The organism is Pseudomonas capeferrum (genome assembly GCF_013523055.1).
In the GTDB taxonomy this organism is placed as follows: domain Bacteria; phylum Pseudomonadota; class Gammaproteobacteria; order Pseudomonadales; family Pseudomonadaceae; genus Aquipseudomonas; species Aquipseudomonas capeferrum_A.
In genome coordinates this window covers 166818-186588 of sequence record NZ_JAAMQM010000004.1, presented here as the reverse complement: position 1 = coordinate 186588, position 19771 = coordinate 166818, and the positions used below count along the sequence as shown (strand labels likewise).

The 19771-nt window shown below is 59.9% G+C and carries 19 protein-coding genes, 1 tRNA gene and 3 pseudogenes; 4 read left to right on the top strand and 19 right to left on the bottom strand.

Annotated features, from left to right (window positions below; all coding sequences use genetic code 11):
* Window positions 1-246 precede the first annotated feature (246 nt).
* From nadA to G7009_RS06445, 4 genes and pseudogenes are all read right to left on the bottom strand, one after another.
* Window positions 247-1305 carry a quinolinate synthase NadA gene (gene nadA / locus G7009_RS06455; RefSeq protein WP_181129079.1) on the bottom strand — a complete coding sequence of 353 codons (1059 nt, stop codon included), beginning with the start codon at window positions 1303-1305 and terminating at the stop codon, window positions 247-249.
* Between the two features lie 241 nt (window positions 1306-1546).
* Complete coding sequence (locus G7009_RS06450) at window positions 1547-3049, bottom strand: YdgA family protein (RefSeq protein WP_181129078.1); 1503 nt, start codon at window positions 3047-3049, stop codon at window positions 1547-1549.
* A gap of 86 nt (window positions 3050-3135) precedes the next feature.
* Window positions 3136-3303 (bottom strand): annotated as a pseudogene (locus tag G7009_RS28165) (antibiotic acetyltransferase); the annotation flags it as partial.
* Window positions 3295-3951, bottom strand: a pseudogene (locus G7009_RS06445) (glycosyltransferase family 2 protein); the annotation flags it as partial. The pseudogenes G7009_RS06445 and G7009_RS28165, both read right to left, overlap by 9 nt.
* A gap of 205 nt (window positions 3952-4156) precedes the next feature.
* On the opposite strand from G7009_RS06445, the pseudogene G7009_RS27695 reads away from it, so the two are divergent.
* A pseudogene (locus G7009_RS27695) lies at window positions 4157-4521 on the top strand (conjugal transfer protein TraG N-terminal domain-containing protein); the annotation flags it as partial.
* A gap of 37 nt (window positions 4522-4558) precedes the next feature.
* On the opposite strand, the gene G7009_RS06440 reads toward G7009_RS27695, so the two are convergent.
* The gene (locus G7009_RS06440; RefSeq protein ID WP_181129077.1) at window positions 4559-6049 is read right to left on the bottom strand and encodes a PucR family transcriptional regulator; all 1491 of its coding nucleotides are present in this window, start codon (window positions 6047-6049) and stop codon (window positions 4559-4561) included.
* A gap of 318 nt (window positions 6050-6367) precedes the next feature.
* Here G7009_RS06440 and G7009_RS06435 point away from each other — a divergent pair, with 318 nt between their 5' ends.
* The 3 genes from G7009_RS06435 (at window position 6368) to G7009_RS06425 (ending at window position 9090) form a co-directional block, all read left to right on the top strand.
* A complete protein-coding gene (locus tag G7009_RS06435; RefSeq protein ID WP_181129076.1) occupies window positions 6368-7477 on the top strand; it encodes a saccharopine dehydrogenase NADP-binding domain-containing protein in 1110 nt (369 codons plus the stop codon).
* Window positions 7478-7582: 105 nt separating this feature from the next.
* Window positions 7583-8617: a polyamine ABC transporter substrate-binding protein gene (locus G7009_RS06430; RefSeq protein WP_375139541.1), complete on the top strand. Its 1035-nt coding sequence runs from the start codon at window positions 7583-7585 to the stop codon at window positions 8615-8617.
* A gap of 281 nt (window positions 8618-8898) precedes the next feature.
* Entirely contained in the window at window positions 8899-9090 is a 192-nt protein-coding gene (locus G7009_RS06425; RefSeq protein ID WP_219856457.1) for a TraI domain-containing protein, read from the top strand.
* Between the two features lie 254 nt (window positions 9091-9344).
* Here the strand turns inward: G7009_RS06425 and G7009_RS06420 are convergent.
* From G7009_RS06420 to G7009_RS06355, 14 genes are all read right to left on the bottom strand, one after another.
* Window positions 9345-9420: transfer RNA gene (locus tag G7009_RS06420), tRNA-Lys, on the bottom strand.
* A gap of 59 nt (window positions 9421-9479) precedes the next feature.
* On the bottom strand, window positions 9480-10154 hold the full coding sequence (gene queC / locus G7009_RS06415; protein ID WP_181129073.1) for a 7-cyano-7-deazaguanine synthase QueC: 675 nt from the start codon (window positions 10152-10154) through the stop codon (window positions 9480-9482).
* A gap of 15 nt (window positions 10155-10169) precedes the next feature.
* Complete coding sequence (queE, locus tag G7009_RS06410) at window positions 10170-10817, bottom strand: 7-carboxy-7-deazaguanine synthase QueE (protein WP_181129179.1); 648 nt, start codon at window positions 10815-10817, stop codon at window positions 10170-10172.
* Window positions 10818-10975: 158 nt separating this feature from the next.
* Entirely contained in the window at window positions 10976-11797 is an 822-nt protein-coding gene (ybgF, locus tag G7009_RS06405) for a tol-pal system protein YbgF (RefSeq protein WP_181129072.1), read from the bottom strand.
* 6 nt (window positions 11798-11803) lie between these two features.
* Window positions 11804-12310, bottom strand: coding sequence for a peptidoglycan-associated lipoprotein Pal (gene pal, locus G7009_RS06400; protein ID WP_181129071.1), 507 nt, complete (start codon window positions 12308-12310; stop codon window positions 11804-11806).
* Between the two features lie 58 nt (window positions 12311-12368).
* A complete protein-coding gene (gene tolB / locus G7009_RS06395) occupies window positions 12369-13640 on the bottom strand; it encodes a Tol-Pal system beta propeller repeat protein TolB (RefSeq protein WP_219856471.1) in 1272 nt (423 codons plus the stop codon).
* A gap of 26 nt (window positions 13641-13666) precedes the next feature.
* Complete coding sequence (gene tolA, locus G7009_RS06390; protein ID WP_181129069.1) at window positions 13667-14821, bottom strand: cell envelope integrity protein TolA; 1155 nt, start codon at window positions 14819-14821, stop codon at window positions 13667-13669.
* Window positions 14821-15273: a protein TolR gene (tolR, locus tag G7009_RS06385; protein WP_181129068.1), complete on the bottom strand. Its 453-nt coding sequence runs from the start codon at window positions 15271-15273 to the stop codon at window positions 14821-14823. Before tolR ends, tolA begins: the two co-directional genes overlap by 1 nt.
* Before the next feature lie 14 nt (window positions 15274-15287).
* Window positions 15288-15983: a protein TolQ gene (gene tolQ, locus G7009_RS06380; protein WP_181129067.1), complete on the bottom strand. Its 696-nt coding sequence runs from the start codon at window positions 15981-15983 to the stop codon at window positions 15288-15290.
* A 2-nt stretch (window positions 15984-15985) separates the two neighbouring features.
* The gene (ybgC, locus tag G7009_RS06375; RefSeq protein ID WP_181129066.1) at window positions 15986-16438 is read right to left on the bottom strand and encodes a tol-pal system-associated acyl-CoA thioesterase; all 453 of its coding nucleotides are present in this window, start codon (window positions 16436-16438) and stop codon (window positions 15986-15988) included.
* A gap of 124 nt (window positions 16439-16562) precedes the next feature.
* The gene (ruvB, locus tag G7009_RS06370; protein ID WP_181129065.1) at window positions 16563-17609 is read right to left on the bottom strand and encodes a Holliday junction branch migration DNA helicase RuvB; all 1047 of its coding nucleotides are present in this window, start codon (window positions 17607-17609) and stop codon (window positions 16563-16565) included.
* Window positions 17606-18223 carry a Holliday junction branch migration protein RuvA gene (gene ruvA / locus G7009_RS06365; protein ID WP_181129064.1) on the bottom strand — a complete coding sequence of 206 codons (618 nt, stop codon included), beginning with the start codon at window positions 18221-18223 and terminating at the stop codon, window positions 17606-17608. The genes ruvB and ruvA overlap by 4 nt, the downstream gene beginning before the upstream one ends.
* A gap of 107 nt (window positions 18224-18330) precedes the next feature.
* A complete protein-coding gene (gene ruvC, locus G7009_RS06360) occupies window positions 18331-18855 on the bottom strand; it encodes a crossover junction endodeoxyribonuclease RuvC (protein ID WP_181129063.1) in 525 nt (174 codons plus the stop codon).
* A 115-nt stretch (window positions 18856-18970) separates the two neighbouring features.
* Window positions 18971-19717, bottom strand: a complete 747-nt coding sequence (locus G7009_RS06355) for a YebC/PmpR family DNA-binding transcriptional regulator (protein WP_181129062.1) — start codon at window positions 19715-19717, stop codon at window positions 18971-18973.
* Window positions 19718-19771 lie beyond the last annotated feature (54 nt).

Genomic DNA, 19771 nt, shown 5'->3' with positions numbered 1-19771 from the left:
GATCCGCAAGCGTTGAGACTTGGATTCTGGCCTTTGAATCTTCTTCGATGCGGGCGGCCTATCGCGGGGCAAGCCCGCTCACCACCGGGATTGCAGCGCCTCAGTACTTGGTGGTGAGCGGGCTTGTCCCGCGATAGGCCACTCGCATCAAAGAAAATTCGAATGCCGAACGATAAGCTTCAGCATCGAAACTCGAATGCTTTTCCTGTTTGATCGCACCAAGACAGCCGTGCACGCCTGTCGCGATCAGGCGTTGCCCGACAGCTTCATGCGCGCCGCCTGGGTGAAGTCGAGCATCCGTTTCAGCGGCTTGATGGCCCGCGGGATCAGCGCTGGCTCGACGAAGATCTCGTTGCTGCCCTTGCGCAGGCAATCCAGGGTACGCTCGAGCGTGTTCATGGCCATCCATGGGCAATGCGCGCAGCTGCGGCATGCCGCGCCGTTACCGGCGGTAGGCGCTTCGACGAAGACCTTGTCCGGGCACAGCTGCTGCATCTTGTAGAAGATGCCGCGGTCGGTCGCAACGATGAAGGTCTTGTTCGGCATGGTCTGCGCAGCGGCGATCAACTGGCTGGTGGAGCCCACCGCATCGGCCAGCTCGATGACCGACTCGGGGGACTCGGGATGGACCAGGATCGCCGCGTCAGGGTACAACGCCTTCATGTCGGCCAACTGCCGCGACTTGAATTCTTCGTGAACGATACAGGCACCGTCCCACATCAGCATGTCGGCACCGGTACGCTTCTGGATGTAGCGTCCCAGATGCTGGTCCGGTCCCCAGATGATGGTCTCGCCGTTGTCCATCAGGCTCTCGACGATCTCGAGGGCGCAGCTGGAGGTCACGACCCAATCGGCGCGCGCCTTGACCGCAGCGGAGGTGTTGGCATACACCACCACGGTCCGCTCGGGGTGCTTGTCGCAGAACGCCGAGAACTCCTCGACCGGGCAGCCCAGGTCGAGCGAGCAGGTCGCCTCCAGGGTCGGCATCAGGATGCGTTTTTCAGGAGTGAGAATCTTCGCCGTCTCGCCCATGAAGCGCACACCGGCCACCAGCACCGTGCTGGCCGGATGGTTCTTGCCGAAGCGGGCCATCTCGAGGGAGTCGGATACGCAACCGCCCGTCTCCTCGGCCAGGGCCTGGATGACCGGATCACAATAGAAATGGGCGACCAGAACAGCGTTCTGGGCCTTGAGCTCCGCAGCGATGGCCGCACAGTATTCGGCCTCCTGCTCGACTGTCAGCGGATTGGGCTGCTTGGCGTCAAGGTGTGCTTGAACCAACAGGCGTTCGGAAATCTGGGTCATGATCGCTGGACCTGCGGGCGCGCATGCGCGTCGAATCGAGTGTATCACCGAACCCTGGCAAATCGGCTAGAGGCACCGGATGGCAAGGGCTGAACGGGCACCAGCCTTGCAATCGCGGTCCCATTGCGGGCACGGATTATTGTCGGACGCCGAAGGCTACAGACAATCGCTTCAATTCAAAAGCGTTTTTTGCGCCGCAGGGCCCGCGCCGACTGGGTATCGGCCGGGCCTGCGAAAGGTATCAGCCGCGCGGAACCACGCCAGCCATCTGGGTGTTGAGGAACAGTGCGAATTCTTCGACCGACATCTTTTTGCCGTTGAAGTCGACCTGGCCGTCGGCATAGTGCAGATCGGCCTTCACATCATCGCCCTCTACTCTCGCCATTCCGCTCTGCACGGCCATCATGCCGACCATCTCGCCCGCCTGGCCGGATTGCCGGGCGATCGCCTGGGCGTCGGTTTGGCCTTGCAGGAAAGCCTGCAAAGTGGCGAGATCGCCGATCATGGGCTTGGACAACGAAAGCTTCGCCTGCAATCGAGCGATGATCTGGCGGGTCAATTGATCGGCTGGCAGATCCAGGGAAGCCGGGTTGCCGAGGTCGACGATCAGGTTGAAACGGCTGGTGCCCTTGGCCGTCTTGAACGAGAGATCCTCAAGAGCGACCTGTGGCTTGGCCGCGAGCATTTTCTGCAGGTCGGCCTGGACCTTGGCCCTTTCCTCGGGACCCATGTCGATGTTCGGCAACACCTGGCCCGCAGCGGCGGCTTCGCGGAACTCAGGCAGGCGCGTCTGGTACCAGTCGTTGAGCGACTGCAGGGCCGTCATGTCCACGTCCTTGAAGGTGAAGAGCATGTGGCCGGAACCGACCGGGCGGTTGTCGTAGGTGATGTCGCCAATCTTGTATTCCAGGCGGCCATGCATCTTGTCGCCGTCGGCACCGTAAAGATTGTTTTGTTCCAGGCCCTTGATCAGCAGCAGCTTCTGCTGGTGGCCCTGCGTGATCCGAGCTTCGGCCAGGCCCAGGTCGAGCGAGCCCACATAGAGACTGTCATGGTCGGTGCGTGACAGGTCGCCACCGATAGTCAGGCCGTTGAACTGCAGCGTCACAGGCAGCTGCATCTGATCGATCAGGGTCAAGTCCAGCCTTCCGGCTTCGCCCTCGATCTTCACCGCCTTGCCGTCGCGGTCACCGTTCACTCGCAGACGTAGACCGGTGAAATCCACCTTGTTGCCATTAGCCTCGTCCACTTTCAATGGCAGCAGCTCGAGTTCGCTCGTCACCCCACCGTCATACCCTAGACTCGAATGCACCCGCAGCGGCGACTGTTCGTTGGCGGCGGCGAACCAGGAAGCGGTCGCCTCTGTCCTCTCTAACCGGGCATTGCCGGCTGCCATGACCGGCATCAGCTTGAGCGACTTGACCCGGGACCATGGAAACGGGCCGTGCTCGATCTTGTCGACCGCAGCCAACTCGAAACTCACCGGCAACTCACCCGCCTGCACATCCTTGACCTTGATGCGGTAGTGGGCGGTGCTGGTGAACAGGTGCCGATCAAGGGAGGTCAGTTCGATCGTTGCGCTGCCGCCCACGCCTGCCAGGGCCTTGACGAGTTCCTGGTTGGCCCGGGCGATCGAATTGTCGAGTTCGCGAGGCAACTGCTTGCCGGTGTACCAGGCACCCGCGGTGGTAACCACGGCGATGGCGATGGCCAGGCCGCAGAGAATGCCGACTGATTTCTTCATGAATAAACCGATTGCTGTCCATAGAAGGTGAAGCGCAGCCGCCACAGCGAATCCGCGCGGGACGTCAAGGGTACCACTGTCGGGCGCTACCTGCGCGTCTTGAGGTAGGCGACGAAACCTTTCAGGTCGCAACTGCACAGCTGCCTGGAAACCGCTTTGACCTCCTCGATCAACCAGTCCCACCAAGCGGCCTCGAGCAGCAGTTCGCGCACCTCCTCTTCGAAGCGCCAGCGAATGAACTTGCAGGGGTTGCCGCGGTAACGCGTCACGCACACCGGCAACTCGTGGATCTGGTAGCCCTGGTTGGCGATACGCAGCGTCATCGGAAAATCCTGCACCTTGATTGCAGGATCGTACAAGCCGGCCGCGCGCAGGGCTTCCTGCGGTACAGTGCGCCTGGCGCACCGATCACTACACCGCCGGCAAGAATCTCATCGAAGGTGTGAGTGTGGATTTCACTGCGCCGCTGCGTCTTGACATCGCGGCCTCGTAATCCATGTAGGTGATCAGGCGCCGACACAACCCACTCGCGGGTGCTCATCAAGGTAACGCGCCCTGACACTGATGGAGTGGGGCAGCATGATGTCGTCCAGATCGTGCGTCGCCACGTAAACACCCTTGGCATATTACAGTCCAGTATTGAGCGCAGCGCTGACACCTTGATTCGCCTGGGTCAGCAGCTGTAAATCGTGGGTTTTCTGCAGCGCCCCGAGCATTTCCACGCTGCGGTCGGTCGAGCCGTCATCGACGATGATGACCTCATAATTCGGGTAGTCCTGGGCAAAAATACTTTGCAAGGCAGCTCCGAGATATTTCTCGGCGTTGTAGCAAGGCGCGATTATTGACACCAAGAGTGACAGTTCGGCTAGCGTGGGCTGCGGCTGAATGGCTCCTTTAGTCATCGCGACTGGATGCCTTTCTCTGTGCTTTGAAGCAGGAGCCTGCATCGGAATGGTCAGTGATTGCTGCAGGAAAACGGCTTAAATTTACGCGAAAATTCGGATTTAAAAATGCTTTTCATAGCAACGAAGCACAGGTGTAGGCCTTACCCCGGTGATTCAGAAAAACTACGAGACCAAGCCCAAAGCCCTGCACCAGTGACTACCTGAGTACTACCTAACTCCTTGTCGGGTGAATTTAACAACGAAATTTGGGGATGATTGCAGACACAGGTTTGTTTGCACTGCCTTTGATCATCGTCGCCCGGGAATGGTCAGGTCCGTGGGAGGCGCTGACGAGGGCAACAACGGTGTTCTGTCGTTGGCACGCATCGAGACTCATATCTACGTGGTTACGTCGTCATAGCGCTCTGTGGAGTACCTGCAGTAAACGTGAGCTTCGACACCCTCCAACTCGACCAGACCAAGGCACAGCAGTGCCCGTACCAATTGCCGGCGCCGGCCGACACAGAGGGGAATACTTCATTCACATCCCTGGCTGGCAAAAGTGCCCAGATGCCTGTGTGGTGGTCCTTCCAACTTTCGAGACATCTTGAAGTCTGCGACCTGATCAGGCTGGCCATTCAGAACCGCACATCGAGGATGCCTTGAGCGCGAGCCACAGGACGGACACATCCTCGGTATCACTTAGCGAGCGCCCTGTCAGTTCTTCTATTTTCTTGATTCGGTACACCAGTGTCTGCTTATGAATATGCAGCAACTTGGCGGATTTGAGCCAGGACCGGTTGTTGCTCAGGAATACGTTCAAGGTGTGTAACAACACCCGTCCTTGCTGTTCATCGTACGCGCAGACCTTGCCCAGTACCTGCTGATAGGTCCTGGTAGCGCTTTCCACGCTCTGAGGCAACCATGGCGAGCCGCCTGAGATCAGTCCGTAGCTGACGATGGGGCGCTCGCCATCGGTGTGTGCAAGCGCCAATCTTGACTCCCTTAACGCTTCTGCTGCCCTGCCTGGCGTATGAATGATGCCGCTTACACCGAGCGCAGAGCCGAGGCAGGTCTGAATTTTACAGGCGTGGTCGAGGTTCAAGAGCAGTAACAGCTCCTCGCCTATGGTGACACTTGCGACAGGCACAACCTGCCGTCGCACCGTAGAGTGGAACAGGGCCAGCGATGCATGCTCAAGTCGAGTCACCGCCAACACTGCGTTGTCGAGCCGCATCGCCAGTGCTTCAAGCGCCTCTTCGAGTCGGGACGCCGTCAGCTCCTGTCGGAGCAAGCCTTCGAGCAACTCCCTGCCAACCTTCATCCTTCGCTCATGAGCGACGTGCAGCCTTGATATTTCGAGCCCGAGCACCGCAACGATATGCTGCAGTACGAGGTAGTCGCACGGCGAAGAGGTGCGGCAGACCAGTATGCAGTCGTCATGCTCAGGGATACCTGCGACCCAGAAGGTATCGTCAACCACTCGCACTTTGTGGACAGTGTCCGTACCGCAGTGGGGCCTGGGCGGCAATCTCGCCACGGAAGGTTGGCAGGAGAGCGGCAGAGACGGCAACCCTTTGACCCACGGCTCAACCGTCATGGAGTCGACCACCCATAAAGAGGCATCCACGTCTTGCTCCAGGCGCTCGAGCAACTGAGGCAGAGCGAGCCCCAGCAGGTTGGCCCGAGCGCTCTCGTAGATCCTGGCCATGCGTTGACGACGCTCGAAATCGCGATGCTGGCCCTCTTGCGCTATCGCCTTGGCAATCGCTGTAAAGGGCACTCCATACGCAGTCATCAAGACCGGGAAGCCGAATCGCTCCGAACTATCGAAGACACCACTCAGTTCCGTCGGCGCATGCGGGTTTTCGCCAATCACGATTCCGGCCAAACCCGCATCTGAAAGGCGCTGCACGTATTCAAACTGTGCTTGGTAGTCCAAAGGGATGCCGATCCCGATGGTCATCAACAGATCCCTTGCGCTTAACCACTTTGCCGGGTCCGCGAGTTCGCAGACGTGCGCCCAGCCGATGACGTTATCGCAGCCTGCCCCGCCACTCACCAATCGAGTGCACAGCTGTGGAGCACGCAGAAGATCATTGATGCGCAAGGACATTGGCGCGCTACTCCAGGAAGTCTGGTGGAAGAACCAAAGGCATTGTCATGCCTGAAAATAGCCATAAGCGCTCATCTTACGATCAAACACTTGCCCAATCGATTCGGACACCTACGGCGGTAAAACCGCGGCTGCAGCGGCGTTTGTACCATCGTCCAATGCTCATGATCCAATTATTACGATCACCGAATTGTTCAAGGTGCCGTGAGTGGTGAACATCCCCTCAGCGTCAACCTGCGCAGGCTGCTGGACGCTTTGAAGGAGGACCGAAGGGTGTTGACCACCTTGCACAACGACACTGACCAACAAGAGGAACATATGAAAATTCTCGTCATAGGTGGCGCCGGCCAAGTCGGACAGTGGGTATCAAGAGGTCTGGCTGTGGCGAAGGATGTCGAACAACTACTGATTGCCGACCTCAACGAGCAACGGGCATGTGACCTAGTAGCGGCCATCAGCCGGCCAGGGCTGTCACAGGTCCCGAACGCCGCAGACCCGGCTGCACTGGCCCAGGCTGCCCGAGGGGCGGACCTGGTCATGGACTGCACCAGCTTCGGTAGCCAGGCTGTATTCGACCTGGCCATGCAGGCCAACGCACGCTACGCCAACCTGATCTCTGCTCATGATGATGGCAGCAATGATCACCGCGCCAGGCAAAACGGCGTGATCGCAGTGGCCGGCCTGGGTTTGTCACCCGGATTGGCAAATATTCTGGCGCAGCATGCGTCAAGGGCCTTCGGCGAGCTGCACGAATATCATATCTACTGGGTGTCTTTCCGCAGCCCTGCACCTACGCGCGGAGGACTAGACACCATCACATGGGAATTGGCCAACCACTGCCCTGAGCGAGGTTACTTCCTCAACGGGCGGTGGCGCCCCGCTGGCTTCATGGAAGGTTCACGATTGGTCGATTTCGGTGGAGCTATTGGCGAGCAGCGGGTGTATTTCGTTCCTCACCCGGAAGTGACCGATCTGCCCCGAAGTTTTCCTTCGCTTCGCTATTGCTCCGTGCGTGGCACCTGGCAGCGCGAATTGATGGAAGAGTTTCGCATCCTCAACAGCTACGGCCTGCTCGAAGCCGACACCATTGAACAGACCAAAGCACAAATATGGGCTCAACAGGGCGGACGGCATCAGTTTGGATGGCCAGAGCACTCAGCGGCGGTCTTTGAAGCCAGCGGGCCGCTCAACGGCAATACCGTCGTGCGCCGCTATACGATCCGCGGCCCACAAAGCTGGGGTGAGGAAGCCATGAGCCGGATGACCGGCCTATGCGCTGCGGTCCAGGCGCAGATGCTCGCGGGCCTGACGAGTCCTCTCAGCGGCGTGGTGCCTTCAGAGTTGTTGTTCGACCCGAATCACATGCTTGAGCTGATCAAGACCTACGGCGAACTGCAGATCGACTGGACCGACACCGTCGTCGACTGACCTGCGCCGACGCCGGTCGCTAGAACCGGCAGCTTCCGTATACCGCCCCCTTTTCCCGCGCGCTGCTCGGGCGCGCGGATATACAACACCAGCAGGAGCGTCATGATGCACACTATTGGCAAGGCTTTGACAGTCGCATTGGCCGCATTGGCCGTTCCGAGTACGTGGGCAGACGATGGTTTGACAGTCATCTCGTTTGGCGGGACCAACAAGGTAGCGCAAGCTCAGGCGTTCTATAAGCCCTGGGAGGCGCAAGGGGGCGGCAAGATCATTGCCGGCGAATACAACGGCGAAATGGCCAAGCTCAAGGTCATGGTCGACACCCACAGCGTCAACTGGGACGTAGTAGAGGTCGAACTGCCGGAGCTGTCACGCGGCTGTGAAGAGGGCCTGTTCGAACCTCTACCGCCGGATCTGCTTGGCGCGCCGGAACAGTATCTCAAAGGCGCTATCCACCCCTGCGGGGTGGGTTTCTTCATCTGGTCGACGATCCTGGCCTACAACGCCGACAAGCTCGCCACCGCGCCAACCGGGTGGGTGGACTTCTGGGATCTGAAGAAATATCCGGGCAAGCGTGGCCTGCGTAAGTCGGCCAAGTTCAGCCTCGAATTTGCCCTTATGGCCGACGGCGTAGCGCCAGCGGACGTGTACAAGGTACTTGCCTCCCAGGCCGGACAAGACCGCGCGTTCGCCAAGCTTGATCAGATCAAGCCATCGATCCAGTGGTGGGAAGCCGGCGCGCAGCCAGCGCAGTATCTGGCCTCCGGTGATGTGGTCATGAGTGCGGGTTACAGCGGGCGAATCATCGCCGCGCAGAAAGACAGCAACTTGCGTGTGGTCTGGAACGGTGGCATCTATGACTTCGATGCCTGGGCCATCCCCAAGGGCTCCAAGCATCTGGACCAAGCCCACAAATTCATCCAGTTCACCCTCGCCACAGCGCAACAACAGCACTTTGCCCAAGCAATCGCCTACGGGCCGGCGACGCTCGCGGCAATCCCGCTACTGGATCCTTCGATCGCGGCCAACCTGCCCAATACCCCAGCGCGAATCGCCCAGCAGGTGCAGAACGACACGGTCTTCTGGGCCGACTATGGCGAGGCGCTGGAACAACGCTTCATTGCCTGGGCGGCGCAGTAGCCTCGCGCCATCGTACCAACGCCCGTATCCATACCTGCAGCCTGCTGGCCTGCCTTGGGCGGCAGGCCAACACCCGATACAGATAAAATAAAAATTACCCTGCGAAAGCGTAGCTCTCGCAGGCTGCCGGGGTGATGTCTTGCTCTGCTCAGCATCCAATTTCCAGGCCGATAACGGCACATCACCCAGAAATATCATCCGATCCCGGTGTTGCTTTTCTCTTGATGTCACTCCGCCTTTAGCGGAAAAGCCCGCTCCATGACCAATTCGTGGAGCAACCCATGCTTTCATGGCTCATAAGAAAGCGTCCGACCAAGGAACAACTGTCTTCGACGGGCTATGTTGCCCCGGCACGCAGCCAAGACCTGCTAAATACGTCCCGTCGCCAGCAGCTCCTGGAAAACATATGGCACAGGGCTTCCATGTCCAGACAGCAGTTCAAGCTTCTGTATCAGGGGCCATTAGAGCGCTAAGCCAGCGGGAAAGACCTCTCGTAACACCTTGATGGTACGGCCATGTTTGCTGAGGATGAGCAGCAGGATGCCCCCGAACCCGGCCGTCAGAATGGGATCCAAGAGATGAAAAAGCCCGCCTTCTGCAACAGAAGGCGGGCTTTTTCATATTGACATCATGGCAAACGGATCTAATGTTCGCCACAAACGGCTGCAAACCCAGTACGAAGGCACTATCAAAAATACCCGTTCTAGACTCACACTCCGATCATATTTGGTGGGTCGTGTAGGATTCGAACCTACGACCAATTGGTTAAAAGCCAACTGCTCTACCAACTGAGCTAACGACCCGTTGGATGCGCGTATAATACTGATTTCTAACGGGAAATCAACACCCTACTGCAAAAAAATCAAAAATACCGTGTCGGGTCCTCTACACCGGCCGCCTTGAAGCCTTCCGCGCGCAGGCGGCAGCTGTCGCACTTGCCACAAGCGCGACCTTGATCATCGGCCTGGTAGCAAGAGACAGTCAGGCCGTAATCCACACCGCGGGCGATACCGGCCTGGATGATCTGCGCCTTGCTCATGTTCTGCAATGGCGCCTGGATCTGGAAGCCCTGCCCCTCCACGCCGGCCTTGGTCGCAAGGTTGGCCATGCGCTCGAACGCTTCGACGAACTCGGGCCTGCAGTCGGGATAACCGGAGTAGTCCACCGCATTCACGCCAATGAAGATGTCACGAGCCTCGAGCACTTCGGCCCAGCCAAGCGCCAAGGACAGGAACACGGTATTGCGCGCCGGCACGTAGGTCACCGGGATACCTTCTCCTGGCGTCTCTGGCACATCGATGCTGCTATCGGTCAGCGCCGAGCCACCGATGCCATCGAGATTGAGACCGATGACCTTGTGCTCGACCACGCCCAGGTCTCGCGCCACGCGCGCGGCGGCATCCAGTTCGGCACGATGACGCTGACCGTAGTCGAAACTCATGGTATGGCAGCTGTAGCCTTCGGCCTTGGCCATGGCAACGACCGTTGCCGAGTCAAGCCCGCCCGACAGCAGGATTACCGCACGTTTTTCACTCATGTTCATACTCCTCGATCAGCGCCCTGGTTCGTCATTCCACAGCAGCTTGTGCAGCTGCAGCTGGAAACGCACGGGAAGATTGTCGGCAACGATCCAATCGGCCAGCTCACTGGCATTGACTTGATGGTGGCTCGGGGAAAACAGCACTTCGCCCGCACGCTCGGCAAGGTTGTACTGAATCAGCTTGGAAACTGCCCAGTCGTAATCCTCACGGGAACAAATGACGAACTTCACCTGATCATTACGCGTCAGGTGCTCGATGTTTTCATAGCGGTTGCGGTGCACTTCCGCGGAACCCGGAGTCTTGAGGTCGACCACGCGACTGACGCGCGTGTCCGTCGCGGAGATATCCAAGGCACCGCTGGTTTCCAGCGAGACCTCGAAACCTGCGTCGCACAACCGCTGCAGCAATGGAAGCGCATTGGGCTGCGCCAAGGGCTCGCCACCGGTGACGCATACATAGCGCGGGCGAAAACCGACCACCTGCTCGATGATGGAATCGAGGGTACGGACTGTGCCGCCACTGAAGGCATAGGCACTGTCGCAATATTGGCAGCGCAGGGGGCAGCCGGTCAGGCGCACGAATACCGTAGGCAGCCCGGCTGTTCGTGTCTCACCCTGCAAGGAGTAAAAGACTTCTGTGATGCGTAATGTATCTTGCATAGAGTCGCCACGGGCGTAACGGCTGAACAGGCCGTCCGCCTCCGTCAGGCACTGGCGCGAACTCGACAAAGCGTTATCCGCGACAGCGTTCGTGAAAAAGGGCAAGGATTCTAACGAAAAAACCCGCGGCAAGCGCGGGTTTATTTCTTTGGACCAGACTAGAGCCTTTGCAGGTCGCGCTGAGCCAGCTGTGCGGCGGAGGTACCCGGATATTGGGTCACAACCTGTTGCAGTATGCCCTTGACCCGGTCCGAGTGGCCGAGACGGCGCTCTACATCGGCCAGCTTGTACAAGGAGTCAGGCACCTTGTTGTGCTTCGGATAGACCTGGCTGACCTTGGCGAAGGCCTGACCCGCACCTTGCAGGTCACCCTTGGCCAGGTTGACTTCACCCAACCAGTACTGGGCATTGCCGGCGTACTGACTGTTGGGGTACTTGCGCAGGAAAGCATTGAACGCTTGGCTGGCCTTGTCGAAGTCCTTGGCCTTGATCAAGTCGAAAGCTGCATCGTAATAGAGCTTTTCTTTCGCTGGATCACCCGGTTCGCTGCTGGCTGCAGCCTGTTGGGCAGCAGCGCCTGCAGCAGCACCGGTGGCGGCATCGGGCGCGCCACCGGCAGGAGAATTCTGTGGTGCCGCGGCAGGGGCGACACCGGTTCCGATACGCCGATCCAGGTCCTGGTAACGCTCCAGGTTCTCCTGTTTCATGCGGGCTACATCATTCTGCAGCTCTTCGATGATGCCTTGTTGCCGGGAAATCTGATCTTGCATCTGTTGCAGTTGCATGAACAACTGACCCTGTGCCGAGGCAGGGGTCGAAACCCCTCCCCCGGCATAGGCGCCGTTCGTGCCATAACCCGCGGGCGGATAGCTGCTCGCGCCACTATTGCCTGCGTTGTCATCAACTACGGGAATCTCGGCCCAGGCCGCGAGCGGCAGGGAGAGCGCAAGGACGGTTAAAGCACGACGGCATATACGCATATCGAATTACTTGCGCAGTTCGACGCGGCGGTTCTGAGCCCAGGATTGCTCGTCGTTGCCAGTGGCAACAGGACGCTCTTCACCGTAGGAGACCAGTTCCAGCTGAGCAGGGGAAACACCCTGCAGGACCAGGTAACGCTGTACAGCCTTGGCACGACGCTCACCCAGAGCCATGTTGTACTCGCGGGTGCCGCGCTCGTCGGTGTTGCCTTCCAGGACAACACGGCTGCCGTTGGCTTTCAGGTCCTTGGCGTGAACGTCCAGGGCGCGCATGGCTTCTGGCTTCAGGTCCGAGCTGTCGTATTCGAAGTAGAAGGTAGTGATTGCGCGCAGGGCGGCTTCTTCGCTCAGGCTGCCGTCGACAGCGCCAGTGTTGGCACCGTAGCCAGCGTTAGGATCTACAGCGGCACCGCCAGTTTCGCCAGCGTTGTCACCGCCCTTGGACGAGCAACCTACAGCTACGGCCATGGCCAAAGCCAGCGCAGCGAATTTACCAAACTTCAGCATTTCCATCATGAAACTCCTTGTGAACCCCAGTGTGTTAAGTAAAACGTAAAGCTTATACGCCGCATCAGTTCAGGTAAGGGGACCAGGACGGTTCTCTGACTTCGCCTTGAGCGGTAGGAAGCGGGAGCCTCACGCGTCCATTGAGAGAGACGAGCATCAAGACTCCCCGGCCCTGCTGGCGGGTGGCGTAGATTAGCATGGTGCCGTTTGGCGCAACAGTAGGCGACTCATCAAGACTGGTCTCCGAAAGAATCTTTACACTTCCGCGCTGAAGATCCTGGGCTGCCACTTTGAAGTTGGTGAAACCTTGCTGACGATGGATCATCACCAGGGTCTTTTCGTCTGCCGAAAGTTTAGGGTTGGCGTTGTAGTTACCCACGAAGGTTACCCGCTCGGCGCTGCCGCCACCGACCGACGTCTTGTAGATCTGCGGCTTGCCGCCACGGTCGGACGTGAAGTAGATGGTGCTGCCATCCTTGCCCCAGAAGGGCTCGGTATTGATGCCAGGGCCTGCGGTGACACGAGTGATCTGGCGCGAACCCATGTTCATCACGTAGATGTCAGGGTTGCCATCCTTGGACAGCACGAATGCCAGGCGCGAGCCATCGGGCGACCAGGCCGGCGCGCCATTGAGGCCTTCGAAGTTGGTGACCTGCTCGCGGCGACCGGTATCGATGTGCTGGACAAAGATACGTGGACGCTTCTGCTCGAACGAGACATAGGCGATACGCTTGCCATCCGGGGCGAAGCGTGGCGACAGGATCGGCTCGCGCGACTGCAGCAGGGTGACCGCACGGGCGCCGTCATAGTCGGAGCGCTGCAAGGTGTAGCGGGTATTGTTGGTCGAGAAACGCTCGGCCGTCACGTACAGCATGCGGGTAGAGAACGCGCCCTTGATGCCGGTGAGTTTTTCGAACGACTGGTCGGCGATGTAGTGCGACATGTCACGCAGCTGGTCGACGCCACCGGATACGCTACCGGTCAGCACCTGTTGCTCGGTGGCAACGTTGAACAATGCGTACTGCACCTGCAGGCGACCACCGGACGGCACGATGCTACCGACCATCACGTACTGGGCGCCGAGGGCTTTCCAGTCACGGAAGATGACTTCGCTGGCCTGGCTCGGCTGGCTGATCATGTTCTGCCGCGGGATCGGCGCGTAGTAGCCGGAGTTGCGCAGGTCGTTGCCGATGATATCGGCCATGTCTTCCGGCAGGACGCTACCGCCCTGCAGGCCGAAAGGCACCACCGCGATCGGCGTGGCCCGGTCGCTACCACTGGTGACCAGGATGTTCTTTTCCTCTGCCACGGCCAGACCCGCCACGCAGCAGAGCATGATCAGCAGCCCTTGAAGGAGTTTAATCACAACGCAAGATCCTCAGGTGTAAATGTCATCTTGAATGAACGGTAGGAGTTGAAATCGCTTGGCTTCAGACCCTGCATCTCGGTCAATCGACCAATGTTCTTCACGGCCGCGACCGCCGAACTGTCGAACGGTCCGTCGCCGCTCGAGCGCGATACGCTCACATTGGTAATGGTGCCATCCGGCAACATGTTGATCTGCAGCACTACCGCCATGCCCTTGCGCGCGGACGGTGGGCGAGCCCAGCCTTCGGATGCGCGCATGCGGATCAGGTCGTCGAAATCACCGGCTACCTGATCGCCCTGCTCATCGGCCAACGCCTGCTGCCGCTCGGTGGTGTCGGACAGGAGCTCGGCCAGGGCCTGGGCTTTCTTGTCTTCCGCCGCCTTGCGGGCTGCATCCGCCGCCTTCTTCTTGGCCGCATCGGCTGCCGCTTTCTTCTTGGCCTCTTCCGCGGCCTTCTTCTTGGCATCCTCGGCCGCCGCCTTCTTCTTGGCGTCCTCGGCTGCCTTTTTCTTGGCGTCTTCTACAGTTTTCTTCTTGGCGTCTTCCGCGGCTTTCTTCGCGTCTTCGGCGGCTTTCTTCTTGGCCTCTTCGGCAGCCTGTTTCTTGGCCTCCGCGTCAGTTTTCTTCTTGGCCTCTTCCTCGGCCTTCTTCTTGGCGATATCGGCCTGTTGCTTCTCGGCGGCCTTCTTCGCCTCATCGGCCTTCTTGGCTTCGGCTGCTTTCTTGGTCTCGGTAGCCTTCGCTTCTTCAGCCTTCTTCGCCTGCTCGGCTTTCTCGGCCTGTTCGGCCTTCTTGGCTTCAGCGGCCTCGCGTGCGGCCTCGGCCTTTTGAGCGGCTTCCTCTTTCTTTTGTTCCGCGGCCTTCACAGCTTGCTGCTCGACCTTCTTCTGCTCCATCTGCTCGACTTCGGTCTGACGCGAAGCGGTCTTCTTGGCTTCCCCGGCAATCTTCTGATTGGTCTGGGTCGTCGCCTGACTCTTGGACTTGAGCTGATAGAGCGTAGCCTGAACGATCGGCTTGGACGGCGGCAGTTCGGGCGTCATGGCGAAACTGACGAACAGCATGCCGAACACCAGCACGTGCAGGCCAATGGCCCAGACACTGGGCCAGAAGTAGCTTTCCGAGGCGGAGGGCTCTCGCTGTTGCATCAGGGCGCCTCGGTAATCAGACCAACGTTACCGACACCGGCCTGCTGCAACCCGCCCATGGCGCCCATTACCGCACCGTAGTCGACGCTCTTGTCGCCACGAATGAAGACCTGGGTCTGCTTGCCCTGATCACGCCCGGCGGCAATGATCTTGGTGACGGCGCTGGTCATTTCCGGCAAGGCCATGGCCTTGTCCATCTGCTTTTCGGTGTCCACTTCACTGCCAAGGTTCCAGTAGTAGGTCTTGTCAGCCTTGATCGAGATGGTGAGGATCTGGACATTGTTGTCCTGCGGCAAGGCTTCGCTGGAAACCTTGGGCAGGTCGACCTTCACGCCCTGATTGAGCATGGGGGCGGTCACCATGAAGATGACCAGCAGCACCAGCATCACGTCGATGTAGGGCACTACGTTCATCTCGGCGACCGGCTTGCGTTTGTGGCGAACTCGGGCCATGGTTTTTTACCTGATCACTCTTCGCTGGTGTGCACCTTGCGGTGCAGGATTGCCTGGAACTCATCGGCAAAGGTGTAGTAACGGCCAATCAGCGTTTCGCTGCGGGCGGCGAAACGGTTGTAGGCGATAACGGCCGGGATCGCCGCGAACAGGCCGATCGCGGTGGCGATCAGTGCCTCGGCGATGCCGGGCGCAACGGTGGCCAGGGTCGCCTGCTGGGCGGAAGCGAGGCCACGGAAGGAGTTCATGATCCCCCAGACGGTACCGAACAGACCGATGTACGGACTGGTCGAGCCGACTGTCGCGAGGAACGGCAGGCCTTGCTCGAGCTTTTCTTCTTCACGCGAGATAGCCACGCGCATCGCGCGGCCTACGCCTTCCATGACCGCGTCAGGGTCGACGCCCGCCTGCTGACGCAGACGCGAGAACTCCTTGAAACCTGCACGAAACACCTGCTCCACACCCGAATCCGGATCTGGATTGCTGCCTGCCTGACGGTACAGCTTGGACAGGTCGATACCCGACCAGAAGCGCTCCTCGAAGGCATCCAGCGCACGACGACCGGCGCGCAGCATGTTGCTGCGCTGGAAAATCATGACCCACGAGGTCACCGATGCAGCAACCAGAATCAGCATCACCAGCTGCACCACGATGCTGGCATTGCTGACCAAGCTCCACATGGAGGTATGGTCGACGACGTTAGCTTCCACGCTTAATCTCCTGCGTTCGATTGAGTACCCGTGCCATCCCGCCTGAAAGCATCTCTGAGCTCAGGGGGCATGGCCCGGGGTTTGAATGTGTCGGCGCGCACCGCGGCCACCAGGAACTGCCCTTCGCAGAGCAGCGTTTCATCTTTCTCGCGCCAGACCTGCTGCACGAAGCGCAGGCTGGCGCGATTCAATTCAAGTACTTGTGCGGTCACCCGCAGTTCATCGTCCAGACGTGCCGGCGCGTGGTAGCGCGCCTCACTGGAGTGCACCACGAACAGCAGATTCTGCCCCGCGAGTTCAGACTGGGAAAAGCCAAGATCGCGCAACCGCTCGGTGCGCGCACGCTCCATGAATTTCAGGTAGTTGACGTAATACACCACGCCGCCCGCATCGGTGTCCTCGTAATAGACTCGACAACGATGTGCGAACGATTCCGCTCCATTTTGCGCGCGCATACTCTAGTGCTTACTCCTCAGCTTGCCAATCCGCCCCGGCAACTGTTTTTCATCGATAATGTCGGATTGCCAGCGCTCGGACGGGGTGCCTGCGGTAGGACCACGAAAACCCCGTTTCGATCTGTCATTCATCGCCAGAGACGGAAAAATTCGCATCCTCGCCCAAGCGGCCCGGAATGTTCAGCCCGAAGTGCAGATAGGCATGCCGCGTGACCACACGTCCGCGTGGCGTACGCATGATGTAGCCCTGCTGGATCAGATAGGGCTCGAGCACATCTTCGATGGTATGCCGCTCCTCGCTGATCGCCGCGGCCAGGTTGTCGACCCCCACCGGCCCGCCGTCGAACTTCTCGATCATCGTCAGCAGCAGGCGCCGATCCTGATGATCGAAACCACGCTCATCGACATCCAGGAGATTGAGCGCCATGTCGGCCACGGCCTTGGTGATCTGGCCCTTGCCACGCACTTCGGCATAGTCGCGCACGCGCCGCAGCAGGCGGTTGGCGATCCTCGGGGTGCCTCGGGCACGCCGCGCTATCTCGAAAGCGCCCTGCTCTTCGATCACCAGGCCGAGGATACCCGCGGAACGGATGACGATCGTCGCCAGGTCCTTGTTGCTGTAGAACTCCAGGCGCTGAACGATACCGAAGCGGTCGCGCAGGGGATTGGTCAGCATGCCCGCGCGGGTGGTGGCCCCCACCAGGGTGAACGGCGGCAGATCGAGCTTGATCGAGCGGGCTGCCGGCCCCTCGCCGATCATGATGTCCAGCTGGAAGTCCTCCATCGCGGGATAGAGCACTTCCTCGACGACAGGCGACAGGCGATGGATCTCGTCGATGAACAGCACATCATGGGGTTCGAGGTTGGTCAGCATGGCCGCCAGGTCCCCGGGACGCTCGAGGATGGGGCCAGAGGTGCTCTTCACCGAGACGCCCATTTCCTGGGCGATGATATTGGCCAAGGTCGTCTTGCCAAGGCCGGGTGGTCCGAAGATCAGCGTATGGTCCAGGGATTCGTTACGCCCACGGGCGGCTTGGATGAACAATGCCATCTGCTCGCGAACCACCGGCTGACCGATGTATTCGTCAAGACGCAGGGGTCGTATCGCTCGGTCCTGGACTTCCTCGCGATCGCGTCCTGTGGCGGCTATCAGTCGGTCGGCTTCGATCACTTGGTAATCATCCCCTTGAGGCTGCGACGTATCAGGTCTTCACTGCTAAGGCCGCTCTTGCCTTCGATGGCCGCCACGGCCTTGCTGGCTTCCTGCGGCTTGTAGCCCAGGGAGACCAGCGCGCTGACCGCGTCGGCCTCGGCGCTGGCGGTACCGCCGATCGGCACGGGACCGTCGGAGACCAGGGTGAACATCGCGGGCGACGTCTCCCAGGCCTTGAAGCGATCCTTCAACTCGACCAGCAGGCGCTCGGCTGTCTTCTTGCCGACCCCCGGCACACGTACCAGTGCCGAGGTATCCTGGGCCTGGACACAACGCACGAGCTCATCGACCTCGAGGCCGGACATCAATGCCAAGGCCAGCTTCGGCCCGACGCCGTTGAGGCGGATGAGCTCGCGGAACAACTCGCGCTCGCGCTTTTCATGAAAGCCATAAAGCAGGTGGGCGTCCTCGCGAACGACCAGGTGAGTGTGCAACGTGACCGGCTCGCCTACCTTCGGCAAGCGGTACAGCGTAGTCATGGGCACTTCGAGCTCGTAGCCCAGGCCATTGACGTCGACAATCAGGTGCGGCGGCTGTTTCTCCGCCAGGGTCCCGCGCAAGCGTCCAATCACGTTCCGATCCTTCCTCTCGGGGCCGGTCAATGACCGGACAACCCTATCAGCAAATACGACAGGTGAACGTTTCACCCGGACAAAATATGTATCAGCGCATGAAGCGCCTACAGGCGCAAGCGCCCGCCGCGACGTCGCGCCGTCGCCAGGCCATGAGGCACCAGGCTGGACTGCGTATGGGCATGGCACATGGCGATGGCCAGGGCATCGGAGGCATCGATCTGCGGCTTCTGAGTAAGCTTCAGCAGATGCATGACCATCATCTGCACCTGCTCCTTGTTCGCCCCACCCGTGCCCGCGATAGCTTGCTTGACCTGAGTCGCGCTGTATTCGGCCACCTCCAGGCCCTCCTCCACCGCCGCGACGATGGCGGCACCGCGGGCTTGCCCGAGCTTGAGCGCCGAGTCGGCGTTACGGGCCATGAACACGCGTTCGATGCCCATGGTCACCGGACCATACTGCCGGATGACTTCGCGCACACCGCGAAAAACGATCTGCAAGCGTTCGGGCAGTTCACCCGCGCCGGTGCGGATACAGCCGGACGCCACGTATTCACACCCGCGCGGCGTATGGCGCACCACGCCGTAGCCGGTAATGCGCGAACCGGGGTCGATACCAAGAATCAGAGTCATAACGCCTGCATGCAAAGGGCGCATCATTTGATGCGCCGGAAATACAGAAGCCGGAACCGCCCGTGGCGCATGGCGCACAGGCAGCTCCGGCCTCTAGATAGCCCTGGAGTCAACCTTAGCCGAGTTTTTCCAGGACTTCGTCGGGGATCTCGGCATTGGAGTAGACGTTCTGCACGTCATCGAGATCCTCGAGCATGTCGATGAGCTTGAGCACCTTCTCCGCACCCTCCAGATCCAATTCCGCGCTGGTCGTCGGCTGCATGACGATTTCGGCGTCGGCGGCCTTGAAGCCGGCCTCTTCCAAAGCACTGCGCACCGCATAGAAACCGCTGAACGAGGTGAACACGTCGAAGGAGCCGTCCTCGTGACTGACGACATCGTCCGCATCCGCCTCCATGGCGGCTTCCATCAGCGCGTCCTCGTCCAGACCAGCGGCGAAGCTGATCTGACCCTTGCGCTCGAACAGATAGGCAACCGAACCGTCGGTACCGAGGTTGCCTCCGCACTTGGTGAAGGCATGACGGACGGCGGCGGCGGTCCGGTTGCGGTTGTCGGTCATGGTCTCGACCAGGATCGCCACACCACCAGGACCATAGCCCTCGTAGGTAAGCTCTTCGACGTTGTCGCTTTCAGCGGTCCCGGCGCCACGAGCGATGGCGCGATCGATGATATCGCGGCTCATGTTGGCGCCGAGCGCCTTGTCCAGGGCAAGACGCAAGCGCGGGTTGGCCGCGGGATCGCCGCCCCCTTGCTTGGCGGCCACGGTCAGCTCACGGATCCACTTGGTGAAGATCTTGCCTCTCTTGGCATCCTGGCGCTCTTTGCGGTGCTTGATGTTCGCCCACTTGGAATGACCAGCCATAACGACTCCAAATCCTCTGAAACAAAAATCTGGTCCCGCCCACGGGGCGAGACG